The sequence below is a fragment of the Streptomyces sp. NPDC051172 genome (assembly GCF_040682555.1).
In the GTDB taxonomy this organism is placed as follows: Bacteria; Actinomycetota; Actinomycetes; order Streptomycetales; family Streptomycetaceae; genus Streptomyces.
Window position 1 is genome coordinate 1 of sequence record NZ_JBFBBE010000072.1, and the last position, 22,569, is coordinate 22,569.

Annotated in this window: 16 protein-coding genes; 6 read left to right on the forward strand and 10 right to left on the reverse strand. The window is 69.4% G+C overall.

Annotation, left to right across the window (positions count from 1 at the left end):
* Positions 1-934: 934 nt before the first annotated feature.
* Positions 935-1,609: a hypothetical protein gene (locus AB0N07_RS33325; RefSeq protein ID WP_365841512.1), complete on the forward strand. Its 675-nt coding sequence runs from the start codon at positions 935-937 to the stop codon at positions 1,607-1,609.
* Positions 1,610-1,921: 312 nt separating this feature from the next.
* On the opposite strand, the gene AB0N07_RS33330 is transcribed toward AB0N07_RS33325, so the two are convergent.
* The gene (locus AB0N07_RS33330) at positions 1,922-2,101 is read right to left on the reverse strand and encodes a hypothetical protein (RefSeq protein ID WP_365841514.1); all 180 of its coding nucleotides are present in this window, start codon (positions 2,099-2,101) and stop codon (positions 1,922-1,924) included.
* A 348-nt stretch (positions 2,102-2,449) separates the two neighbouring features.
* Between AB0N07_RS33330 and AB0N07_RS33335 the strand changes: the two genes are divergently transcribed.
* From AB0N07_RS33335 to AB0N07_RS33345, 3 genes are all read left to right on the forward strand, one after another.
* Positions 2,450-5,131 carry a hypothetical protein gene (locus tag AB0N07_RS33335; protein WP_365841516.1) on the forward strand — a complete coding sequence of 894 codons (2,682 nt, stop codon included), beginning with the start codon at positions 2,450-2,452 and terminating at the stop codon, positions 5,129-5,131.
* 524 nt (positions 5,132-5,655) lie between these two features.
* Positions 5,656-6,264 carry a hypothetical protein gene (locus AB0N07_RS33340; RefSeq protein WP_365841518.1) on the forward strand — a complete coding sequence of 203 codons (609 nt, stop codon included), beginning with the start codon at positions 5,656-5,658 and terminating at the stop codon, positions 6,262-6,264.
* Between the two features lie 65 nt (positions 6,265-6,329).
* A complete protein-coding gene (locus AB0N07_RS33345; RefSeq protein WP_365841520.1) occupies positions 6,330-7,418 on the forward strand; it encodes an XRE family transcriptional regulator in 1,089 nt (362 codons plus the stop codon).
* A 388-nt stretch (positions 7,419-7,806) separates the two neighbouring features.
* Here the strand turns inward: AB0N07_RS33345 and AB0N07_RS33350 are convergent, their stop codons facing one another.
* From AB0N07_RS33350 to AB0N07_RS33365, 4 genes are read right to left on the reverse strand one after another with little or no spacing between them, the layout of a single operon-like run.
* Positions 7,807-8,625: a hypothetical protein gene (locus AB0N07_RS33350; protein WP_365841522.1), complete on the reverse strand. Its 819-nt coding sequence runs from the start codon at positions 8,623-8,625 to the stop codon at positions 7,807-7,809.
* Positions 8,603-9,514 carry an aldo/keto reductase gene (locus tag AB0N07_RS33355; protein ID WP_365841524.1) on the reverse strand — a complete coding sequence of 304 codons (912 nt, stop codon included), beginning with the start codon at positions 9,512-9,514 and terminating at the stop codon, positions 8,603-8,605. The genes AB0N07_RS33350 and AB0N07_RS33355 overlap by 23 nt, the downstream gene beginning before the upstream one ends.
* On the reverse strand, positions 9,511-10,716 hold the full coding sequence (locus tag AB0N07_RS33360; protein ID WP_365841526.1) for a cupin domain-containing protein: 1,206 nt from the start codon (positions 10,714-10,716) through the stop codon (positions 9,511-9,513). The genes AB0N07_RS33355 and AB0N07_RS33360 overlap by 4 nt, the downstream gene beginning before the upstream one ends.
* 15 nt (positions 10,717-10,731) lie before the next feature.
* Positions 10,732-10,878, reverse strand: coding sequence for a hypothetical protein (locus AB0N07_RS33365; protein ID WP_365841528.1), 147 nt, complete (start codon positions 10,876-10,878; stop codon positions 10,732-10,734).
* 207 nt (positions 10,879-11,085) lie between these two features.
* On the opposite strand from AB0N07_RS33365, the gene AB0N07_RS33370 reads away from it, so the two are divergent.
* Both AB0N07_RS33370 and AB0N07_RS33375 read left to right on the forward strand, forming a co-directional pair.
* A complete protein-coding gene (locus tag AB0N07_RS33370) occupies positions 11,086-12,507 on the forward strand; it encodes a Twin-arginine translocation pathway signal (RefSeq protein ID WP_365841530.1) in 1,422 nt (473 codons plus the stop codon).
* Between the two features lie 105 nt (positions 12,508-12,612).
* The gene (locus AB0N07_RS33375; RefSeq protein WP_365841532.1) at positions 12,613-13,305 is read left to right on the forward strand and encodes a DUF4145 domain-containing protein; all 693 of its coding nucleotides are present in this window, start codon (positions 12,613-12,615) and stop codon (positions 13,303-13,305) included.
* 147 nt (positions 13,306-13,452) lie between these two features.
* On the opposite strand, the gene AB0N07_RS33380 is transcribed toward AB0N07_RS33375, so the two are convergent.
* From AB0N07_RS33380 to AB0N07_RS33400, 5 genes are all read right to left on the reverse strand, one after another.
* Positions 13,453-14,658 carry a Wadjet anti-phage system protein JetD domain-containing protein gene (locus AB0N07_RS33380; RefSeq protein ID WP_365841535.1) on the reverse strand — a complete coding sequence of 402 codons (1,206 nt, stop codon included), beginning with the start codon at positions 14,656-14,658 and terminating at the stop codon, positions 13,453-13,455.
* Entirely contained in the window at positions 14,655-18,077 is a 3,423-nt protein-coding gene (locus tag AB0N07_RS33385; protein ID WP_365841537.1) for an SbcC/MukB-like Walker B domain-containing protein, read from the reverse strand. Before AB0N07_RS33385 ends, AB0N07_RS33380 begins: the two co-directional genes overlap by 4 nt.
* The gene (locus AB0N07_RS33390; protein WP_365841539.1) at positions 18,074-18,661 is read right to left on the reverse strand and encodes a DUF4194 domain-containing protein; all 588 of its coding nucleotides are present in this window, start codon (positions 18,659-18,661) and stop codon (positions 18,074-18,076) included. Before AB0N07_RS33390 ends, AB0N07_RS33385 begins: the two co-directional genes overlap by 4 nt.
* The gene (locus AB0N07_RS33395) at positions 18,658-20,130 is read right to left on the reverse strand and encodes a DUF3375 domain-containing protein (RefSeq protein WP_365841541.1); all 1,473 of its coding nucleotides are present in this window, start codon (positions 20,128-20,130) and stop codon (positions 18,658-18,660) included. Before AB0N07_RS33395 ends, AB0N07_RS33390 begins: the two co-directional genes overlap by 4 nt.
* A gap of 165 nt (positions 20,131-20,295) precedes the next feature.
* On the reverse strand, positions 20,296-22,539 hold the full coding sequence (locus tag AB0N07_RS33400) for a Helicase associated domain protein (RefSeq protein ID WP_365841543.1): 2,244 nt from the start codon (positions 22,537-22,539) through the stop codon (positions 20,296-20,298).
* Between the last annotated feature and the right edge of the window lie 30 nt (positions 22,540-22,569).

Consider the following 22,569-nt stretch of genomic DNA (forward strand, 5'->3'; position numbering starts at 1 on the left):
CTTAAGAGCCGACAGGCTCTTAAGGTGGCCTGACGGCCACCTACGGGCCTGACGGCCCGTTAGGTGCTGTCGTCGTGCCTGGCGGCACGACTGGTTGTCGTGTGCGGGGTTGGCCCTGGCGGGCCAACTTGGTTGGTTTCTGTGTGAGTTGGCGGGCCTGGCGGCCCGCTCGGCTAGAGGGGTGGGTGTCCTGCCTGGCGGCAGGACGAGGGGTAGTGAAGGCTCCTCCCCTGACGGGGAGGGAACAGTGAGAGTTGAGGACCGGCGCCTGGCGGCGCCGGTGATGTCATAACGGGGTGGGTTGCACAGATATTTGGGTTGCTTGCGCTTCCCTGTCCGGGGAGCTTGGGTGCGGCGTTCCGGCTATCTCAGGACTGAGGAACGTTCAGTTTCCTTTGCTGGAGCAGGTGTTGTGTTTTTTGGTGCGGTTCATGTCTGACGGCACGCGGTGGCAGCAGGTACATGTTCCTCGTCTTTCAGGAGATGCCGCCTGACGGCGTCAGGAGGTTTGGGCGGTGGCATCAGGAGTATGGGTTTATGCGTTGTTCGCCTGTCTTCTCGCGTCCAAGCGGTAAGTCGCAGTGCCGCAGGGGTTCCACAGATCTCCTGGATCGCCAGTAAGTCCGCTGATCCGGTGACCGGGCGGGCCGTCCCCGGCTACGGCCTGATCTGCCACTTCGGCCGCTGGGTTGCTCCGGTACTCCCCCATTGCCGCTTGAAGTGCTCGGGGTTGCCGTCGGCTCCTTCATCTCAGCCGGGTGCAGCCCCTCTGGAAGGACGGGCTGAGCTGGGACATTGGCGAATCGCCTGTATACCGGTGCGGTTGCCCCTCGTTGGAGCGCCGCAGGTAGGCGTGTCGGCCATGCTGTTGGTAACTTCCTGGCTGAACATCCCCACTCCAGGAGACTCAGTGAGACGCGCTGTCATACCCGTCTTGATCATGTCCTGCGCCGCCCTGCTCGCCGGGTGCGGCAGCGGAGAGATTGACGCGAAGGGTGACATGCCGCATAACGCCGCCTCCGAAGCCGGGTCCGCCCCCACGCAACCCCCTTCGGCGGAGCCCTTCCCTGACACCGGCGACCTGGTCAAGAACAGCGTGGGCAGCGCGGCAAAGCACGCTGACCGCTCTGGATTCTCACTGGACTTCATGACTTACGCCCACGGCGACGCGCTGGCTCAGGCGGGTTATGAGATCAAGCTCTACACCCACAATGAGGACCACAACGTGTCTTCCGTGACGGACTTGTCCTCGATTGCACGACACAAAAACAGGCTGGTCTGCCGGGCGAAGAAGATCGGACCGAAGTCTTACGCGATCTACTTCGACGACACCTACGACTTGTGCATGCGCAAGGGGAAGCCGAAGTCCACGCCCACCCCTACGGACTCGCCCGAACCCACGCCCATCCATACGCCGCCGAAGTCCACGCCCACCTACGCGCCGCCCAAGCCTGCCGGGTGCACACCCAAGTCTCCGGCCGGTAACTGCTATCAGGCTGGGCAGTACTGCCCCAACGCGCTGGCGGGAACCTCGGGTACGGACTCATCGGGCACAGTGATCTACTGCCGGTTGGACTCGACGGACAACCGCTGGCACTGGCGGTACTGATCTCGCCCTCGCCCGCGGGGCCCACACGCGGAAGGCTGCAGGCCGGGGAGCAGCTCCTCTGGAAGGACAGGCTGAGCTGGGACATTGGCGAATCGCCTGTATACCGGTGCGGTTGCCCCTCGTTGGAGCGCCGCAGGTAGGCGTGTCGGCCATACCCAAGATCGGCCGAGCGGTCCTCGCTGATGAGTGGCGGGGCGACCGGAACCGCTGGAAGGTTCACACCCCAAATGTGAACTCGCAGCTCGGTGCTGGTGGGGTCGTCCCTCCACCCAACTCAGCCCGGCTTGGGGCTTGTTGTCCGGGCGGGCATGCTCAGTCGCGGGGGCGCTGCGAGCGGCCGAGCAGCACGGCCAGTGCTTTGAGGGCGGCTTGCCGGCGCTGGGCCGTCGGTGCGTATACGGCGGTCAGGGCGAGTCCCCCGACGGTGAGGGAGTGGGTCGCCAACAGGGTGGTGGCGAGGGGGCTGTTGAGCAGGTCGAGCAGTCGGTACATGGGCGTGGCCTCCTTGGGGCGGGTCCGCCGGTGTGGCGGGCTCTTGGTGGCCTTATTGGGTTCCGTCCGGCAGGTTTCCGGCGATGTTCTGGATGGAGGGTGGGGAGCGTCTACGCTGGTCAGTGCCCATATGGCGGGTTTTCCGGGGCAGGGGTGGGCGGACGGGTGGATGCAGGGGTGCGGGTGGAACAGGGCACGGCGGCGCAGGCTTTTGCAGCCATGCTGAAGGGCCTGTATGAGAGGGCGGGTTCGCCCCCGTTGGCGGCGGTGGTGCGTCAGGGGCGGCTGCAGCGGCCGACTGTCGGGCTGAGTACGTCCTCGTTGAGTGATTGGCTGGCGGGGCGGTCCGTGCCGTCGCAGGCGCGGGTGGTGCAGTTCCTGGTCTCCTTCTTCGCCCAGCAGGCTCGCCAGGCGGGCCGTGCGGGGGCGCCTGGGGGGTGGCCGAGGCTGTGGGAGCGGGCCGTTGAGGAGCGCCGGCAGCGGCGCGGCGGCCGTCCTGCTCGCCCGGTCCCGGGAGACGGGCCCGCGCTGCGGGCGCCGGTCCGGGGCCGGTTGGTGGCCGAGCTGCGGCCTGAGGAGGCGTTCAGCGAGTGGGAGGTGCACCGGCCCGTCGACGTGGCGGCCGCGGTGCCGGGGGCGTTGCCGGGGGCGTTGCCGGGGGCGTTGCCGGGGGCGTTGCCGCTGTACGTGCGGCGCGCCCACGATGAGGTGGTTCGTGGGGTGGTGGATCAGGCCGTCGGCGGTGCGAGCCGGATGATGGTACTGGTCGGTGAGTCGTCCTCGGGCAAGACGAGGGCGTGCTGGGAGGCGGTGGCCGAGCTGCCGGCCGGGTGGCGGCTGTGGCATCCGCTCGACCCATCGCCGGCCCGGGCTCTGGCGAACGCGTTGCAGGAGGGCATCGCGCCGCGTACCGCGATCTGGCTGAACGAGCTGCAGCAGTACGTCGGCGAGCAGGCCGGCGCGGGCGCTGAGCAGGTTGCGGCTGGTCTGCGGGAGATGTTGCAGGACAGCACGAACGGGCCGGTGCTCGTTGTGGGGACTGTCTGGCCGGAGTTCTGGGACACGCTGACCGCCTCACGCGTGGCGGGCAGGCCCGATTCGTATGCGCAGGCGCGGGCGTTGCTCGAGGGCAAGGCCGTGCACGTGCCGGCCGCGTTCGAGGCGCAGGAGCTGGAGGATGCGCGGACGGTGGGCGGCCACGATCCCCGGCTGGCCGACGCGCTGGCGCATACCGCGAAGGGCCGCATCACCCAGTACCTGGCAGGGGCTCCGGCCCTGCTGGAGCGCTACCGTACGGCCCCGCCCGCGGCGCGTGCGGTGATCAGTGCCGCCATGGACGCGAGCCGGCTGGGCGGCGTGACGCTGGTGGAGCGGGAGTTCCTCCAGGCCGCGGCCGAGGGCTATCTCAGCGACGATGCCTACGACGCGCTGGGCGAGGACTGGCTGGAGGACGCCTTCGCTTACACGCAGCAGCCGAGCAAGGGCGTACGGGGGCTGCTCAGCCGTGTACGGGCCCGGCCGGCGGGCGGTGGGCGGGACGGGTTCCGGCTGGCCGACTACATGGACCATGTCGGGCGGATGGAGCGCCGGTTCTCCGCTCCCCCGGCCTCGTTCTGGCGCGCGGCCCGCAGCTACCTGCCCGATGCGCACCTCGTGCGGGCGCTGGGACAGGCGGCGCAGGCACGCTGGCGTGATGCCGAAGCGGCCGGCTTGTATCAGCGGGCTCTGGATCTGGGTGACCTTCAGGCCGGGCAGTCTCTGGCCTGGCTGTGGCAGGAGCGTCAGCGGGCCGGCGAAGCCCGCCGTGTCCAGGAGCAGGCCGCGCTCGCCGGTGACGGCGAGGTCCTGGAGGAGCTGCTGATGCCGCTGCTGGAGCAGGAGCAGGAGGAGCAGGCCGAACAGCTGGTGCGGGAGGCTTCGGCCCGGGGTAACGCCACCGCCCAGCTGCACCTGGCCCGCGCCCTGATGCTGGACGGCGAAACACAGGAGGCGGCCCGCTGGTACGCCGAGGTCGCCAAGTGCAGCGATCCGGACATCCTGCGCGCCTACGCGGGCGACCTGCGCGAGCGAGGCGACCTGGACGGGGCGCGGATGGTGCTGCGGGCAGCGGGCGACGGCCGTGCGCTGGGCGAGCTGGCTGCCTTGGCGGGCGGGTCCGCGGACGAGGCGGAGCAGGCCGCCCGGGAGGCTTTCGCCGCGGGCGAGGCCACCCCGTTGAAGGAGCTCGCCGAGCAGGCTGAGGCCGACGGGCGCAGCGCGGTTGCAGGCCGCCTGTACCGGGGTGCTATCGCTGTCTTCGAACGCCGTCGTCGGCAGCGGGAAGCCGGAGTGGCCCTCATCGACTTCGAGATGGGCGGCCGGTCGCTTCGCGAGTACCTCGACCCGGCCGTGCTGCCCATGGCGTCCGGGCAGACGTGGGCGCTGCGCCAGCTGGTGGCTCTGCTGGACGGTACGCAGGGTGCGGCGGCGGGCGACGGCGCGCTGAGGGAGGTCGCGGAGGCCGGAAATGCCTGGGCGCTGGAGCAGTTGCTGCGCCGTCTGCGCGAGCGCGGGCAGATGCAGGAGGCGGAGTCGCTGCTGCACAGTGAAGTGGCCCGGGCGAACCCGTGGGCGCTGTGGGCCTTGGCTCACCGTGCCCTGCGCGACGAGCAGGTTCCCGATGCCGTGCGCCGGGTGTTGTTGGAGCGTGCGGCGGCCGCCCGGGTGAGACAGGCCGTCCGGGCGCTGGTGGAGCGGGCCGAGCAGGCCGGTCTGGCCGGTGAGGCCGACCAGTGGGCTCTGCATGCTGCGGCTCGCGGCTACACCACGCCCTTGTGGGAGCTGGTCCGGGGCCGCGAAGCAGGAGGGCCGGCTGGAGGCGGCCGAGCAGCTCGCCTGGCAGGCACCGGCCAGCCAGCGGTCCTGGGCGCTGCGCCGCCTGGCGCTGCGCCGCGGAGGTGCGCAGGTGATGCCCTTGTTGTGGCGTGCCTACGACGAAGCTCTGGGATGGGCGCCCGGTCTGCTCTGCGAACACCTGGAAGCGGCGGGTGAGTTCGCCCAGGCCGAACACTTCGCGCGGCTGGCCGCCGACGCGGGTGACCGGCAGGCGCTGGAGGACCTTGCCGCGCGACGCAAGGGCGACGACGCAGACCGGCAGTGGCGGGCGATGCTGGCGAACGGACTGACAGCCGAGGGGACTTCCGCTGCCCCGTGGTAGCTCTGTCCTTCTCGACCCCGTGTGCGGCGTGCCTTGGAGGATGGCATGACGACGTGTGGCCGCTTTTTCCTCTGCCCGTCTTGTCTTGAGCACTCGCGGCACCGTCGGCGCAGCACGCCGGGACCGTCCGGACGATGACCCCTGCGCCGACTCGCCGGTGTGGTGCGAAGTGCTGTGGAGACGTTACGGCGTGACGACGGGACAGCTCGCCGCCTCTTATAAAGGCGGCACCTCATCTGCGGTAGAGTCCTTATAACTTTGCTGTCGCTTCCCGGAGGTCTCGTTGGTCCTGCCCCTTGTATCGCCGTCCCCTGAACCTGACGATGTCCGGGCCCAGTTGGGGGGCATGGGGACCAGGTTGGAGTTCCTGCACGATGCGCTGCGTGCGGGTGAGGCAGCGAGGCGGACCGCTGTCCCCAACGATCCGACGGGCACGGCGGGCCGGAGGGCTTACGAGGCGCATGTGCGGACCCTTCGCGAGCTGCACATCGAACACGAGGGATGGGCGCGGCTCGTGCACGGCCGCCTGGAACTGGTCTGCAGTGCCGACCGGTCGGTCGCGATCGGCGTGATGGTCGCCGACGCGGCCACCGGACGGGTGAGCCTGCTGCCCAAGAACGCACGCCGGCGCGGCGCGGCGACCGGTCAGGTCACGCGAGCCAACGCCGGCGAGGGAGCCGTTCATGTCCAGACGGCGCTGTTCGCGGCCGGTGCCGGGCCCCAGGGTGTGGCGCTGAGTGAAGAGGAAGCCTGCGCGCTGAAGACTTGGTTCTTGCTGTCCTACCGGACGAAGACCGGGGACGCGGTGCGTATCGACTGCGAGTTGTCCCAGCCTAAGCGGTTCGAGGACGGGTACGTGATCGAATGGGCACGGCGGATTCCGCTTCCGTCGCTCACGATGGACGGAATCGAACCCTTGAATGATGATGGGCCTGGAGAGATCGACATCGCCGTCGATTTCCGCTGAGCCCGTGGGTGGGGCGGCGGACCTTGCCGCCCCACCGTGCACCACCGATAACTGAGGCAGTCCACATGGTGACCCCGTCCCGAATCGCACTGGCCCGCAAGCGCAGAGGGCTGACCCTCGCCGAGCTGTCGGCCCGGGCCGGGGTATCGCTGCAGAGCCTGTCGAACTACGAGACCGGGCGCACCGCCCCGCGCTCCGACACACTGGCCAAGATCGCAACTGCGCTGGAGTTTCCCGCCTCCTTCTTCGCAGGTTCCGCGCTGGATGAGCTCCCCTGCGAAGGAATCTCCTGGCGGGCACGCAGCAAGACCTCGACACGGGTACTGGATGCCGCCCGGGCGGCCGGAACGCTCGGTGCGATGCTCTACGACTGGATCGACGAGAGGTTCCGTCTCCCCGCCGTGGACGTCCCCTCGCTGGGCAAGCCCGACCCGGAGACGGCCGCAGGCATGGTCCGCACCCGCTGGGGGCTGGGCGAGGCGCCGGCCCCCAACATGGTCCATCTTCTGGAGGCACACGGGGTGCGGGTGTTCTCACTGGACCCCGACCACGCCGAGGTCGACGCGTTCGCGGTATGGCGTGACGGCGTGCCCTTCGTGTTCCTCAACACGCTCAAGTCAGCCGAGCGAGGTCGCTTCGATGCGGCTCACGAACTCGGGCACCTCGTGATGCACGGCAGCGAGCACGCCTGCTCAGGACCCGAAGCCGAACGGCAGGCAAACGAGTTCGCATCCGCGTTCCTGATGCCCAGGGCGAGCGTCCTTGGCCACATGCCCTCAGGCGCGCACCTCGACCAGATCCTCCGCGGCAAGCGGATCTGGAAGGTCTCTGCCATGGCCCTGACGTACCGCATGCACGACCTCGGACTTCTCACCGACTGGCAGTACCGCTCGACGTGCGCGGAGCTGAGCCGACTGGGGTACCGGTCCGACGAACCCGAGGGCATGGGACAGCGAGAGACATCGCAGGTACTGACGAAGGTCTTCGCCGCGCTGCGTACGAAGCACGTCAGACCTTCCGGCGTCGCGGCAGAACTGGGGCTGACCAGTGAAGAGATGAACAGACTCCTGTTCGGTCTCACCCTTACAAGCCTCGCCGGCAGCGGACAACAGGACACGTCCACTGCGAAACGGAACCTGTCGGTGGTCTCCTGACCAGGGTAGAAAGCAACTCGTCGCGTGTTGCTCGAACTTCAACGAAGCCGACCCACGGCCCACTGACCACCCTGGCGTCGGGAATTGCCACAAGGGCCGTCGTCCGGTACGCCACCCCCAGCGTCGCACCATTTGTGCCATGGTTCGGATCGCGGCCCGCCTCGTTCCCGGGCAGGCCATCGGCCGGACGAAGAACTGAGCCTGTGTCACACGGTCTGGCGCGCTTCGCGTGGCCGCGACTACGGACCTCGTCCCCGGCCTCCGCCGCCGGTTCGACGTCTGTCCCGTCAGTCGCGCCTGGGGCTTTCCGGTGCGGAACCGGCGGCTCGGGCCGTAGCAGAACAGCCATCCGAGGAGGTCTCGCGGACACACCGGTGAGTGAACTCTCTCAGCACCGATCGACCAGCGCGCGAAGCCTGGGTGTCAGCTCAGGGTGGTCGCCACGGGATGCGGACTGCAGCAGCTCCGCACAGACCACGAGGAGAGCTGTCCCGCCTGCGGCGCTGTCCAGGAGCGGGGCAAACTCCCTGTGGATGTGTGCGGCAGTGGCCGGGGCGAGTTGGGCATAGGTGTAGAGCATGGCGATGTCGTAGCCGCGGGGCGCGAGGCCCCAGCCTTCCCAGTCGAGGAGGGTGGCGCCCTGGGTGAGGTTGGCGGCGTGGAAGTCTCCGTGTGCGCAGTCCCAGTGCTGGATCTGGGGTGCCGGTTGGCCGGTGTACTCGGGGACGGCGCGGGAGATCCATTCCTGTCGTACGGCCGTGCGGTCGGTGGGAGTGGCAGCGATGGTCGACAGGGTGGTGCGGATCGTGGCGAACCATGCGTCGGTCAGGTTGAGCTCCTGGCGCAGGACTGGATCTGGGGACAGTACGGGTTCGTCGACGTAGGCGGTCAGTTCGGTGCGGTAGGCGTACCCGTCGCCGGCGTGGTCGTGCAGGGCGTGGAGCGTGGGTTTGCGGACAGCGGGCAACGCGGCGTGGGCCCGCTCGGTGCCCTCCCAGAGCTTCCCGCCGGCTTTCTGCTCCGGCACGGACAGCAGGCGCAGCCAGGACGCGCCGTGCTCGGGGTGGTTGGCGCGGTGGCTGAGGGTGCGGCCATGCCAGCCCCAGACTTGCGGGCCGTGAACGGTGGCGCCGAGCATGGCGGCCGCGCGCATGAGCGCGGCCGCCATGCGCTTGGCGTCGTCGTCAGAGGGGGGCGGCGAGTACATCGATGACCGTCCGTAGTGTGGCGGGAGAGATGGCGGGTGCGCGGGTCACGTCGAGCGCGTCATGCCAGTGTGCCGTCCGGCCGGCGGCCAGGAGCACCTTTCCTACACCCGGGCACGAGGCGGCGGCCGCCAGGCACGCGGCGGCCACGCTGGCGGCCTCCTGGAGGAGGGCGGCGATCTCGGGCGTGGCCAGGGTGAGGAGTTCCCCGCCGTGCAGCGGGGCGGAGGCGTGGACCTCCCATCCGCGGTCGGCCGCCTGGGTGATCGGCCCGTGGCCCCCCAGGGCCTCGCCCAGGTGGGTGGCCATGACCAGACTGACGGGCAACTGAAGGAAGCGCAGGTGGTGTTCGGGGGTTCCGGCCGCTTCGCGGGCCAGTCGGTCCAGCAGCGGCACGGTGAATGCGTCCTGGGTGAAGCCGTTCCATGTGGCCACGCCGTAGGCGGCCACCTCTTGGGCGTACGCGGCTTCTTCGAGGACGGCGAACGCCGCACGCAGCTGGCCGGCCAGGTCGTGACGGTCGCCCTGGCTGTGCTCGGGGTTGTGCAGGAACACCGCATCCAGCCGGTCGCGGCCCAGCTCGGTGCGGCTGCGGGCGGTCTGCCAGCGGACGAAGCCGGGAGCCATGCTGTGCCGGACCTCCGCTGTGGGGATGACGCCGGCGGTGCAGGCGGCGTGCGCGGCCGCCTCGGTGAGGAATCCAGCCTTCGTTGCGATGTGCAGCTGGGGGTGGTCGGCGAGGGCGGGGGCCAGCAGCTGGTGGGCCCGGCCCTGGCAGTAGTTGGGGGCGGTGTCGATCCAGGCGGACGGGGAGCTGGCCGCTCGCCGGGCGGCGGTGGCCAGCTTGTCACCGGGAATCCGGTAGGTGCCCAGCGCGAGGGAGGCAGTCACGAATCTCTCCCGGTATGGACGGTCGCCATCTGCGCCGCGACCAGCTCGGTGACGAGGGCGGCCGCATCGGGCACGGATACGCCTGCCACCTCGGCGAGGTCGCCGAGCTGGTGCCACCCGGCCTGCAGGAGCCGGTGGAACAGGGGCGCGGCCGCGGCCGCGGCGTCGACCTCCTGACCGGCGCCCTGGATGCGCACCAGGTCCTCGCCGTCCACGGTTACTGCGGTGGCCCGGGCCCGGCCGGTCGTCAGCCGCACCCGCAGACCCGCATCGGCGGGCACGGTGGCCAGGTGGGGCAGGGACGGCCGCAAGCGGCCTATGTCCGCTGCATCCTGGGCCGCGGCGTACCGGTCGAGCAGGTGCGGGTCCTCAAGTGCGGTGGCGACCTCCTTGCCGAGCACGGCAAGGAACTGGGCCTGTGCCGCTTGCCCGGCGTGCAGGGGCAGGTCAACGCGGAAGGTTTCGGAAGCGAGGAGTTCGTCGGCGAGCCAGTCCAGCAGTCGGCTGCCGGTGTGCGGCGGGGTGATGCCGTACGTCAGGTGCAGTGAGTGCGTGTCCTGGTCTGCGGTGACGGCGTGCCACCAGCCGCGCGGCAGATACAGCGCGTCGCCCGGCCGCATGACCAGTTCGGCGACCGGATCGTCGGGCGGCGGCTCGGGGTCGGCGACATCCCGGTGCAGCGGCATGTGGCGGGTGGGCCCGAACAGGCGCCACCGCTTGGCGCCCTCTACTTGCACCACAATGACGTCGTGGTCGTCCCAGTGGGTGCCGAATCCTTCCGTGGCCGTCCAAGAGGCGTACAGGTTGACCTGTACGGGCGCCCGCAGCCAGCCTTCCAGTTCGGCGGCGAGGTCGCCGATCGGTTCGTGCAGGTGGTCGATCTGGTCGATGACGAGGGAGGCGCCCTCAGCGAGCCGCTGGTGCAGCTCGGCCGGGTGGACGCGCTGCCACACCGTGGAGCGGCGGGTGGTGACGGCCGTCGCATACCGGTGCGGGGGAAGCATGTCGCCGTCGCGGGCGAGGCGCAGGCGGGGTGGCTGGAGCCGGTGCTGGGCCACGATGTCGTTGACGACATCGAAGGAGACCAGGGCGCCGAGTTCGGCCCTGGAGAGGGTGCCGGGAACGTGTCGGTAGTCGCGGTGCAGCGTCTGGGCCAGGAACCCGTCCTGGCCCAGACGCTCCGCGATGCGCAGCTGCGTCATCGCCGGCTCGGCCCGTCAGTCGTTGCCGTCGGACCGGCCGGTGCCGCCGCCGTCGGACGGGGTCGCTCCGCGGCCGCGGGCTGCGGCGATGGCCCGCCGGCCGCGGATCAGACCGGCGGACTCTCGCGCTGCGGCGGGGGTCGGGCTGGTGTTCGTCGGCATGGTGCTGCCCTCCTGGATGTCGGGGAAGCGGCCGGGAAAGTGGCCGCTCCACCACCTTTGCCGGTCGGCTGACGGCCCGTCATTGCTCAACTGCGAGCCAGTGATTGCCCGTTGCGGACAATGTTCGCCATGTGCCCGGAGCGCAGCCGAGCGGATACCGTGAGCACGGCATGGTCCACTCGTCCGTGCCCGCCCCGGGGGGATCGCATGGCCACCGTCACCCGCGCCCGCCGAGCCGCCATCCAGCGTGCCGCGCAGCGCATCAGGATGCGCTGCCAGCGCGAGCATCACACGGTCGAGCGGACCGTCACCGAGATCCGCACCGCGCTGGTGGAGGTCACCGCTTTGGAAGCCTGGCGTCTGGCGCTGGGCTGGTCACGCGCGGACGCTATCGAGCAGGTCGCCGCGCTCTACGTCGACGCAGGGCTGCGGCCACGCGGCCTGACGGACGCGATGCTGTGCCGCTGGGAGCACGACGCGGGCCGGTGGCCGGACGACGAGTACACCGTGATGCTGTGCCGTGCCTACGGCGCCCGTCCCGAGCAACTCGGGCTGGACCGCTACCAGTGGGCGTCCGGGCCGGGCATGTTCCGGTACGGTCGAGTTCACACCGCCGCCGACGACGGGCACGGCCCGCACGAACAGGAGCCGATGCGGATGACCACGGACGCGGGACTGCCAGCGGTACGCGAGAGCCTGCACCTGGCTCTTCTGGCCAGCCCCGAAGGCAGTCCGCTTGTCGTCGACCTGGCCGAAGCGGCCGTCGAGCACTACGCGCTGAACTACAGCAAGCATCCCCCGCACGTGCTGTTCGAGCAGGTCCGCGACGTCCGCAAGCTCCTGACGCCCGCGCTGAAATCCGGTCCGGCCACCGAGGACGTGCGGCGGCAGGTGGGATGGCTGTCCGCCCTCCTGGGCAACCTCGCCTACCACCTGAACGACGTCAGCGGCGCCCGCGTCCACCTCGACACCGCCGCAGCGCACGGGGCGCGGACGGGCGACCGCAGGCTTGAGGCATGGGCGTGGGGCGCGCAGAGCATGGTCGCCCGTACCTCCGGCCGAATCGAGTCGGCCGTCGAGCACGCCGAACGGGGAGCCGCCGCTGCTGCGCCCGGGCGCGTCCGGGCGCAGCTGCATGCGTGGGCGCTGCTGCCCGCCTTCGCAGCCGCCGGCCGCGGTGACGACGCCGACCACGCCCTCACGACCGCAATGAACGAACTCGACACCGCTGACGAACCCGAGGCCCCGGGCCGGTTCGGCTTCGACGCTGCCGAACTCGCCCTACACCAGGCAGAGGCCTACCTGGCGCTCGGCCGAGCCGACGACGCCCGCGCCTGTGCCGAGTCCTCGCTCGCCGCATGCCCGAGCGGCACCCCCGGCTGGGCCGCAGCTTCCCTCGTCCTGGCCCAGGCCGAGACTTCCGGCACTGCCCGGGACGCGGCCCAGCGGGCGCACGACGTCCTCGACCGCGTCCCCGCCGCCCGGCTCCGCTCCACCGCCCGCACCCGGCTCTCTCGCCTGACCGGCATGCTCACCAGCCATGCCGGCGCAGACGCGAGCGCCCTGGCCGAACGGCTACGGACGCTTCCCCCACCGATCGACGCCCACGGGCAGGCCCTCACCAGCTGACGTGGACCGGAGCGTGCGCACAACGCCTCGGCCGGGCTCGTAACTGCGTTTTGGGCTGCGCCAGTTCGATCACAAGACCGCGTGGCTGGGGATAGTCTCCCAGATGTGACGCAGACCGATTCCTCAGCCGATGTCATGCTCATCGCCGACTGTCCCGTGTGCCGCAAAAAGGTACTCGCCGCTGTTCACGGCGAGGTGGTGGAACCACCGGACGACGACATCGGCCGTGAGGATCCCCGTCGGGTGATCCTGGTCGCGTGCACCACGTGCCGGACGGCCATGGTGTTGTGCAGCGACTACGTGCACGGGATCGACGAGTGGGACAGTCCGGAGAATGTCTGGCCCAACGGTGCACCGGTGGTCGACGCGCCTTTCAGGGTGCAGCGCGCTTTTCAGGAGGCGTACCGCTGCTTCCATCAGGCCAGTGCCTACTCGGCGACGGCGACGATGGCCCGCAGGACCCTGGAGCTGATCTGCAAGGACCAGGGTGCCACCGGGGGCACCCTGGCGAAGAAGATCGAGTGGCTGGAGCAGAACAACAAGATCGAGGGCCGGCTGCTGGACTGGGCGAATGCCCTGCGTTTCGTCGGTAATGACGGAGCTCATGGCGACACGGCGGTCAAGCGCCAGGACGCTGAAGACGCTCTGGCGTTCACCGAGGCGTTGCTGGAGCACATCTACGTGCTGACGGTCCAGTACGAACAGTTCTCCGAGCGTCGCCGTAAGGCGGCTGCCAAGAAGTCCGTGCCTGCACCGAAAAGTCCGGCACCCCAGCCCCAGCCCCAGCCCCAGCCGTAGCCGTAGCCGTAGGCATACCTCGCCCCGGCCCGGACGGTGGCTGGGCCGCATCGTCGGTGGGCGCCCTCATCGCCGCGTTCACCGCACGTCGCACGCCGGGCTGGGCCAGCCCGGCGTGGTGGAACGTGCACCGAACAGAGGACGGCATCAACGCAGTGCGGCGGGTGCTGTGGCGGTCCGCTCAGCCCCCGCCAGGGCGTGCGCTACTGAGCTGATGGGGATGCGTTCTTGCTCCAGGCGCAGATGCGGCTGGTAGGTGCCCAGACGCAAGTCCTGTTCCAGTTGGGCTTCTGCCGGGGTGAGATGCGTCGGTGGTTCGGTGGTCTGGTGTTTCTCTTCGCCCCAGTGCGCTCGGTGGGCGAGGAGGGTGTGGCGGTCCATGAGGAGGGATCGGGTGTGCGGGAAATGGCTGCGTACCCGGCTCAGGATGGCGAAGCCGTGGGTGTCGATGTCGCCCCAGTACCAAAGATCGATGTCGGCGAGCCAGGGCAGGTGGCGTAGGAGCGAGGCGGCGTAGCCGGAGCCCAGGAGGGCGATGGTGCCGGGAGTGGGGGGCAGGGAGAGGTAGGTGATCTCGTTTTCGAGGACGATGACCGTATGGGTGCCTGGCGGTGCTGCGGTGAGTTCGCTGGTTCGGACGGTGAGTTCGCTGTAGGGGCCCGGTGGGTCGTCGAGGTGGCGCAGGCGTACGTAGGCGGGCTTGCTGAGCAGGCCGTAGCGGGCGGCGAGGTCGTTCCTCGGGGCTTCGTGGTGGATGCGGTCGGCGGGGAGGCTGTGGTCGAGGAGTTCGCCGAGGATGCCTTGGTGGGCCTCGATGAATTTGGTGTCGACGTCGGGGACGTCGATCTGTCGTAGATATACCGGGGCTGCGATGTGGTTGCGGAACCACGTGACGGTGTCGATGAGGCGCTGCCAGTGGGGGGCGGCTTTGAGGACCTTCATGGGATGGGCGGCCATCCACGTGGTGAGGGCCGGGTCCGTGGTGGCTGTGGCGGCGTGGAGGGTGTGGAACAGGTCGGCTTCGGCGGTCGTCTGCAGCAGGGTGACGAGCTGGTGCAGGGTGTCCACCCAGATCCGGATGGGGATCGTGTTCGTCGGCGTGTTGTGGTGTCCGCCGATGGTTTTGGTCTGGATCCGCATGTGGGGGTGGTGGTGTGCTGCCCAGGACTGTGCCCATTCAAGGGCTTTGCTGTAGTGGCGGTTGACGTCGGTGGAGGTGGGGCCTTTGAGGGGGACGGAGATGGCCTCGAAGGGGTGGCCTTGTGCGGCTGCGGCCAGGTAGCGGCCGCTGTTCCATTTTCGGCGCAGGCTTTCGATGACGTCTTCGGGGCTGGTCCAGTGGCGTGTGGTCATGGCTGAGACCCGGGTCGGGGGGCCGGCATCTGGGCTGCCTTCATGCGGGCGGCCCGGAACTCTTCGATGGTGAGGGTGTTCAGGCGGGACCGGACTGTGTCGGGGCGGTCCACGTAGCCGACTCGTGTGACGTGCGGCTCGATGACGTGCAGTTTCTGTAGCGGGGTGACCACGAGCAGCTGCAGGCCCAAGCGCTGGAACAGATCGAGTGCGAAGTGCGCGGAGGGGTCGTCGCCCCGTCCGAAGGCTTCGTCGATCACGACGAAGCGGAAGGTCTTGCTGTTGCCCGAGTCGATGCGGAACTGGTAGGCGAGGGAGGCGGCGAGGATGGTGTAGGCGAGTTTTTCTTTCTGTCCGCCTGACTTGCCGCCGGAGTCGGAGTGGACCTCGTGTTCGGTGTCGTCCGCGCGGTTGACTTCGCTGGCGTTGAAGATGAACCAGCGGCGGACATCGGTGACGCGGGTGGTCCAGTCGGCGTCGTGGCGGGTGTGCTCGGGGCGTCCTTTGAAGCGGTCGAGGAGTTGCTTGACCTGGAGGAATTTCTCCTCGGTGTAGGCGTCGTCGGGATCGGTGGCCAGGGCGTCGCTGGTGCAGGTGCGCAGGTCCCGGCGGAAGTCTCGGATCTCGACGCTTGGGGTGGGCGCGGCGTTGAGGCGGATGTAGCGGCCGGGGTTGTAGTTGATGGCGGCGAGCGAGGCGTTGATGACCTCGATGCGCTCGCGGATCTGCTGCTCCTGGGCGCTGAGGTGGGCTTGGAAGGAGGCGATGTCGCGGATGACGTTGGTGCGCAGGTACTGCAGGAACTGGGTCTCGAAGCGGGGGAGGTCGTCGTCGGTGAGACGGTTGTGCAGTTGCCGGTAGCCGTCCGCTGCTTCGATGCTGCTGTCGAGGTCGGTGGTGAACTGACGGTAGGTGTCCCGGAAGGTCGCCATCTTCGAGGCTGTCTGTGAGGCGGCGCGCCGGTATGCCTCTGTGCGGTTTTCGCGGGTGTGCAGAAGCTGCTGTGCGGCAAGGGTCTCTGCGGCGTCCAACTGCTCCAGAAGGTGGTGCACGCTGTCGGTGGGGCCGGGCAGGAACGCAGTGAGCGCGTCACGGTGTTCTGTCACGTCGGTGAGATCGGCGTGCTGGAGGAATGTGGTGGTCTTGTCCAGCTGGGCGGCTACGCGCTTGTGTTCGTTGCGGAGACTGCCGAGGTGTTCCTGGCCGGTGTCGAAGTCCTTGGTGCCGTGCGTGATTCCTTCTTCGGCCTCCTGCAGCTCCGTGGTGAGCTGGTCCAGGCCGGCTTCGGTCTCCAGGGTCTGCTTGCGCTGTTGCAGTTCTTCGAGTTCGAGGACGGCGGCCTGCCAGTCGATCTCGTGGTAGTTCTCGACGTTCGCGAGGAGGGCGAGAGCATCGCGGATGCCGGACCTGGAACTCTCTTGCTGCTTGAGCGCGCGGGTGCGTTCGGTGATCTCGGCGCTCTCCTGAGTGAGGCGCTGTGCTTCCTCGAGGAGGGCTGTCAGCTTGGCCTGGTTCGTCCAGCCGAGGACCCAGGAACGGCGGTCGTCGACCCGGGAGGTGTCGTCCTTCTCGTGCCGGCCGCCTCCGTTCTTGATCAGGCCCTGCTTGGTGACAGCCTGGCGGGTGGAGCGGGTGAAAGTGTCCAGGTCGTCCGCGCAGTGGTAGTCGGCCCGGGAGCGCAGCTGGGTGGCGAGCCAGTCGTGCGCCCAGCTGTCCTGGTTGAGTTCCAGTTTGCCCGTCAGGAAGCTGGGATCCGTGGGCAGTTCTGCCGGCCGGATATGTGCGGGCACGCGGTAGTACACGAGTCGCAGTCCCAGGTGGCGGCCGTTCACCCAGTGCGAGACGTTCGCGTAGTGCGCTTCGGGGACCAGAAGAGACAGGGCAAAGCCGCGCAGGACGCGTTCGGCGGCTCCGGCCCACTCGGTTTCGCTGTCCCGGACCTGGATGAGTTCACCGGCGAAGGGGAGTTCTTCCGCGGCCACGCCGGCAGCGGCGGCCAGGTCCCGGCGCAGGTCCAGCAGCCGGGCCGGGATGCTGGAGCGCTGGCTGTGCAGGCTGGTGATCTCCCGCCGGACCGCTTCGGTCGCCGTGGTGTTGGCGTGGCGGGCTACGGCTAGCTCATCGAGTTCCTGGCGGGCTTGCTGTTCGTGCTGGGTGGCGTCTTCGCGGGCGAGGCTGATCTGACTGGCGCGTTCGTGGAACGATGCCGGGTCGTTGACCGGTGGCAGGCCCGCCCGCTCGAGCCAGCTTTGGTACTCGCCCGCCCGTTTGCGGCGGCGGTCCCGCTCGCGGCCGAGCTCGTCGATCCTGGCCCTCAGTTCCACCAGCCGTTCGCCTCCGGCACCGTCGATGCGGCGCCTGAGGCCCTCCGCGGCCAATCGCAGTCCGCCCAGGTGCTGGGCGCGCTTGTGCTGTTCTTCGGTGAGCTGCCGGATGCGGGTGTGCAGGTCTGAGCCGAGCTGAGTCAGAGCGTCTTCGCGGCGCTGGGCGAAGAAGAGCGGCACGGCGTCGCGGCGCCGTGCAAGGAGCGTGATCTGTGCCTGGATGGCATCGCAGCGGTCGCACGCCTCCACGATGGGCGTCAGGTGCTCGATCATCTGCCGGGCCCGCACCACCTCGGCGTGGCTGGCGGTCAGCGCGTCGAAGTGCGCGACGATCTTGTCGACAGCTGCCTGGGCGTCGAAGGGTTCGAGCATGCGTTCACGGACGAAATCGTCGAGGCTTCCGACGGCCTTCATCGACACGGTCTGGTGGAACAGGTCGAGGGCCTGCTCGCTGGGGATGCCGAGGCTGCGGCGCAGAGCCTTCCCGTACGGGGGGTAGCTGGTGTAGAGGGTGGCGCCGGTCTGCTTCAGGCGGCGGCGCAGATCGGTGATGCTGGTGCCGAAGCGTGTGAAGTCGGCTTCGATGGAAAGGGGCCGGTCGGCGGTCAGGAAGAAGCGGTCCGGCTGGCTGGTGTTGGCGTCGGGTACCCAGAAAACCTGGGCGAGGGTCACGTGCGTGCCGAGGGTGTAGTTGGTGAAGACGCCGAGGATCACGCTGTGGCTGGTGGCATCCCGCAGTGCCACCGGACGGGTGCTGTCGGTAGCTTCAACCCGCTCGTTCTTGTGGTAGCCCAGGACGTAGGAGCGCAGGTCGCGCTCTTTGGCTTCGGCTCCGGCGGCCTTGTTATAGGCGATCTTGTGGGCGGGGAGCAGCAGGGTGGTCATGGCGTCAACCAGGGTGGATTTTCCCGATCCGGCGGCGCCGGTCAGCAGGGCGCTGGCGCCGTCGGTGTTGAAGGACCAGACGGTGCGGTGGAAGGTGCCCCAGTTCAGCACTTCGATCCGCGTGAGTCTGAAGCCGGGGCCGACGGCGGGAGCGCCGTCGGCGGGGGTGTGCTGCTGGGGAAGCGGCGCCGCGGCGGTGGTCAGGCTCATGCGTCGTCCTTCGGGGCGTCGAGGGTGTCGCGGTAGGTGGCGAGGAGGTCGTGGTAGTCGCCGAGTACTTGGGCATCGACCAGGGCTTTGAGATGGCGTCGTACCTCGTACCAGCCGGCTTGCTTGGTAGCTCTGAGGACCTTGAGGTCGCAGAGCTTCTTGATGTGGGTGTCGATCTGGTCGACGAGTTGCGCTTCGTTGCTGCGCGGAGGCAGAAAGCCGCGGACCATCTCCACCAGGTCGTCGCGGGACAACAGCAGGCGGGTGTCGGAGGAGGTGGCGTCGCTGTCCGCGAGCCGGCCGCGCAGGAGCACCAGCATCAGGCTGACGGCGAAGGACAGCCGGTGACGCGTGACGAGCCGGGGCACGCTGACGCCGTCGTCCCGCGTGTCCGGATCGCGCTGCCGTGCGAATGCGTACCCTTCGGCGGGATCGATGACGAGGTGCAGGCCCAGGACGGCCAGGTAGTCGCCGATGGCGGCCTGGTGGGCGACGATCTGGTCCCAGACGGCGGGGGCGTCGCTCTGGTAGAGCACGCCTGCCTTCAGCAGGTTCACCACGGGCACGGTCAGTGTGTCGCTCACGGCTGCTCCCCCTCTGCGGCGGTTTCGCCGTCGTCGTTGCGTACGAAGGTCACCCGCGGGACGGTGGCCGCGGTGCGGCCGGCTGAGCCGACCCTGTCGTAGACGAGCTCCCAGGTGCGGTCCGGATCGATCACGACGTCCAGGCCTGGCCGGGCCAGCTGGAAGTAGGTCAGCAGCTCGGCCAGCCCCTGGGTGAGGGGATGCTGCTCGAGGACGCGGGCCAAGGTCGTCTGTCCGCTGAGGCTCGCGCGGACGGCTTCCATCACCTGCATGGCGAGGATCTCCGGATCCACGTACACGCCGCCGATGAGTTCCGAGATGTCCAGCTCCGCCGCGTCGTCGAGCGCTTCCTCGACGGTGCTGTCCAGTTCCACCCGTTCGACGGGCATGTACAGCCGCCGTTCCATGGGCAGTGCCAGCTCCACCTGGGGAAGGTCCAGTTCCAGGCCCGGCAGGTCCTTGTGCCCGTCGAGTTCCGCGATGCGGCGCTGGATGGAGCGCACCAAATCCTGGACACGGCGGTTCTCGTCCTGGCCGCGGTCGGCGAGGAAGCGGCGCAGTTGTTCGGTGAGCTGGCGCACCGTGTTCTGGGTGTTCTCGGCAGCCTCCAGCCATGCAAAGGGGATCTTCAACAGGTTGCGGTTGGTTTTGCCGTCGAGCTGGGGCAGCAGGTTCACCTGCCCGAGCAGGTCGCGGAGTTCGTCTTGCCGCTGCGGGGACAGCAGGTAGTCGAAGAATGCCTGGAAGCTCCTGCCCTGGTCGGATTCTGCGATTGCCTCGCGGTCCATGAGGAACGTTGCCAGCAGATCGCCTTTGCCGCCTTCTGCGGTGGCGACGTCGTGGCGAAGGCGCCGGTCCAGTTCCCGCAGGTTCGCCTCGACCTCGCGGAAGTCCCGCAGGAGTTCGACCGCGGTGGTCTCGACCTGCTGGTAGCGGTCGAGCAGGGCCAGCGGGGACAGCATGTCGACCTCGCCGGCGCGAAGCTGTGCGATCTGGGTGTCGATCGCATCGCGTTCGCGGCTCAGCTCGTCGATCCGTGCCTGCGGATCGGTTTCGGTCCCGAACGCCATCTGCCGCAGCAGGGCGACGATCGTGTTGAGCCGGGACTCGGTTCCGATGAAGGAGCGGGCGGGAAGCCCCCGGACCCAAGCAACCGCCTTCTCCAGGGCGCTGGTCGCGTCGAAGTGTGCCTCGTCCTCACCGGGCGGGTAGTACTTGCGCAGCCATCCGTTGGCGGTCCACTCCGTCAGGTAGGCCGCGGCCGGCCGCGGGAACGAGCCGGCTCCCCGCTCATTGAGGTCATACAGCTGGTCGTCCAGACGGGAGACGAGGACCACTTCGGGGACGCCTCGGGCATTCTCATCGACGAACACCGCACCGCAGAATGCCAGCACCAGCGGGGCATGATCAGCCCGTAACAGCCGCCATGCCGGGTGATCGTGAAGCCCTGCGACATCCTCAAAGTCCACGCGTTCTCCCCCAGTTCACACGTATACGAGACGCCGTGTCCGTCTCAGCTGAGACGGATGAGGCCTCACCTTAGAAGGCGGCACTGACAAACACGGCTAAACGAACAAACTATCGAATACCGAATATCCGGCTCATCCTGCTGCCCGTGCTTGCCTGACGCCCACTCACAGGCCGAGCTCGGCAAGGGCCGCCCGCCGCTGAGGGCTGAGAGCGGAATGCCGGCGTCGCACATTGCTCAGCCACTGCCCCAGGCGCACGTGGTCGCCGTCGAAGGCCTCGATGTGCCGTTGAGGCACATCGAGGTGGCCTTCCCGCTCGAGGAAGGACCGTGCGGCGGCCAGCCCGCGCCGGAAGGCGCGTTCCCGCGCGGGCAGTCGGCCGCCCTCTTCCGAGCCGGGAACAGGCACCGGGTCACGTCCCAGTTGGGACAGGAGAGTGTGTTGCCCGGGGTGCAGGTCATCGGCGCGGGCCCACTGAGTCTTGAGCCACTCCCCCGCGTTCGCCGTCCCGGCTTCGTCCGGCCCTGTGCGCGCGGCGTGGTAGGCCCGTTGCCAGGCGATCGGCCAGGGCGGGTTCCACCACGGGTCCAGGGCGGTGAGGGCAGCTGCCCGTTCTGCGGTGAGGCGGCTGGCGCGGGTGCGCTGGCTCGCCAGCCAGCGCCCGAGGGGATAGTCGTCGTGGACCTCGTCGACGGGGGCGGCGAGGTGGCCGTGGCGGGCGGCGTAGGCGGCGGCATGAGCGAGGCCGCGGTCGAAGGCCTGTTGACGGGGAGCCCAGATGATGCCGAGGCGTTCCAGGGCCTGGGTGCGTGCCGGGTCGAGGGCGCCGGTGGTGTGCAGGTGGCGCTGCCAGGCCAGCCAGCGGCCCAGGGGGTAGCCGACGGGGTCCTGATAGGCCTGGGGGACGTCCAAGTGGTGGTGGGCGCGGTGGTATCGGCGGGCTGCGGTCAGGCCGCGGCGCCATTCGGCGCTCTTGGGGGCAAGGACCCGCAGGGAGAGGGCGAGGGCGACTTCTTCGGCTTGGGTGGGGCGGTCGAAGTGCAGCCAGGCATCGGGGTCCGCGGAGGGCATAGTGGGCCGGTAGGTGCGCGGGTCGGCAAGCCGCGCATCGAGGCGGTCGTCGTGGGCACGCAGGGCCTGGACAGTGCGCCACAGCGGGGTATAGGCGTCGGCGCCCAGAAGATCGTCGGGGTCTTCGCCGGGAGTGAGGTAGACGGGAACGACGAGGGTGGCCTTCTTGCCGGCGCCGGGCTCTTGGCGCAGGGCGCGGCCGACGGCCTGGACCGTGTCGACGGGGCTGTTCTTGGGGTCGGCGAAGACGACGGCATCGATAGCAGGTACATCGATGCCCTCCCCCAGCACGCGGGCGTTCGAGAGCACGGCCGGTGTGTGGGGATCGGTGTGGGCGGCGAACTCAAGGAGCAGACGACGGCGGACCTGCGGGGCGTGGCTGCCGCTGATCCAGTCCGCCCACAGCCCCGCCGGTCTCAGGCCGGCGGGGAGGGCGGCGGCGGTGTCGGCCAGCGTGGCGGCGAAGGCGCGGGCGTCGGCGACGCGGTGGTGGAAGGTCAGGATGCGGCGCAGCCGGTGGTCGTGGATAGCGCGCAGGACGGCGACCTGGCGTCCTGCCAGGCGCAGTCCGTCGACGCCGGCGCCGGGTCCGGTGGCCAGCCAGTCGCGCAGGTCGGTGTTGTCGACGACCGGGACGAGGATCTGGTAGTCGGCGAGCAGGCCGAGGTCGATGGCGTCGGAGAGGGTCAGGCGGTAGGCAACGGGGCCGAAGACGACCGGGTCGTCCATGGAGGCCACCGCCTCTGCCCCCTCGGCGCCCGGGTCGTCGTCCCAGATGCGGGGGGTGGCGGTCAGGTACAGGCGGCGGGCGGCGGGGACCTGGTCGTCGTGGTGGATTGCGGCCCATGCCTTGCCCAGGCGGCCGGCGGTGCGGTGGGCCTCGTCGACGACCACCATGTCCCACGGGGGCAGATGGTGGGCGCGGTGGGCGGAGACGACGGCGGGCAGGGAGGCGTAGGTGGCATACACCGTGACCGGCCCGGGAGAGGGCGTGGTGGCCAGGGCCGCCAGTTCGGCGGGGTCGGTGGTCATGGGAACGTCGGCGCCGAGCGGCTGGTGGTCGAGGGCCTGGCGGGCCGAGCACACCGCGATGGCGGTGCCTTTACGCCCGGCTGTGCGCCAGGAGCGGATCGTCTGCGACAGCAGGTCCAGCGTCGGCAGCAGCACCAACGCCCTCCCCCGTGGGGCGATGTGGGCCGTGGTGCGGGCGGCGATGAGGGTCTTGCCGGTGCCGCACGCAGCGATCACACTCGCGCGCGGATTCTGGTTCAGGGTCCGGGTGGCTGCGGCGACTGCGTCCCTCTGGTGAGGGCGCAGCGTCAGCTCGGTGGGTGCCATGGGCAGGATGCGGCTTCCGGTGCGGGGCGG

What these genes read in the sequence shown, in the direction of transcription:
- AB0N07_RS33330 (WP_365841514.1), bottom strand. Translation starts at nt 2,101, where the DNA reads ATGTACCGACTGCTCGACCTGCTCAACAGCCCCCTCGCCACCACCCTG.
- AB0N07_RS33345 (WP_365841520.1), top strand. Translation starts at nt 6,330, where the DNA reads ATGGTGACCCCGTCCCGAATCGCACTGGCCCGCAAGCGCAGAGGGCTG.
- AB0N07_RS33350 (WP_365841522.1), bottom strand. Translation starts at nt 8,625, where the DNA reads ATGTACTCGCCGCCCCCCTCTGACGACGACGCCAAGCGCATGGCGGCC.
- AB0N07_RS33360 (WP_365841526.1), bottom strand. Translation starts at nt 10,716, where the DNA reads ATGACGCAGCTGCGCATCGCGGAGCGTCTGGGCCAGGACGGGTTCCTG.
- AB0N07_RS33365 (WP_365841528.1), bottom strand. Translation starts at nt 10,878, where the DNA reads ATGCCGACGAACACCAGCCCGACCCCCGCCGCAGCGCGAGAGTCCGCC.
- AB0N07_RS33370 (WP_365841530.1), top strand. Translation starts at nt 11,086, where the DNA reads ATGGCCACCGTCACCCGCGCCCGCCGAGCCGCCATCCAGCGTGCCGCG.
- AB0N07_RS33380 (WP_365841535.1), bottom strand. Translation starts at nt 14,658, where the DNA reads ATGACCACACGCCACTGGACCAGCCCCGAAGACGTCATCGAAAGCCTG.
- AB0N07_RS33385 (WP_365841537.1), bottom strand. Translation starts at nt 18,077, where the DNA reads ATGAGCCTGACCACCGCCGCGGCGCCGCTTCCCCAGCAGCACACCCCC.
- AB0N07_RS33400 (WP_365841543.1), bottom strand. Translation starts at nt 22,539, where the DNA reads ATGGCACCCACCGAGCTGACGCTGCGCCCTCACCAGAGGGACGCAGTC.